This window comes from Telluria sp. AZSoR62, from assembly GCF_058111565.1.
The window spans coordinates 1-331 of sequence record NZ_JBYTST010000179.1 but is presented as its reverse complement, the minus strand read 5'-3'; the positions used below and the strand labels follow the sequence as shown (position 1 = coordinate 331).

1 protein-coding gene is annotated in these 331 nt (G+C 68.9%); it reads right to left on the bottom strand.

Going from position 1 to position 331, the window contains the following annotated elements:
• On the bottom strand, window positions 1-331 hold a 331-nt coding region (locus tag AC3XQU_RS23425; RefSeq protein WP_489876545.1), incomplete at both ends, for an AMP-binding protein.

Sequence of the window (331 nt, the reverse complement as noted above, 5' to 3'; positions counted from 1 at the left end):
CGGCGTCAGTCAGCAGCACATGCTGAAGCTCCGGGAGCGAATCGCGGAGCTGTGCGATCTTCTTGCGGTACAGCACCCGCGTCGTGACCAGCGCCCGGCCCGATCCCAGGTGCAGCCGCTGACGGACCGGTTCGGGGCCGAACGCGGAGAACAGCGGGCAGAAGACGCTGGCGTTCTTGAGCGTGCCGAGCACCGCAATATACAGGGCCGGCCCGCGGCCGGTAAGCGAGAAGACGCGCTCCCCGCGCCCGATTCCCAGGCTGCGCAGCACGCCGGAGAAGCGGTTGGTCTGCCCGGCCAGCTCCGCGAAGCTGAAGGAATGGGTGCTGCC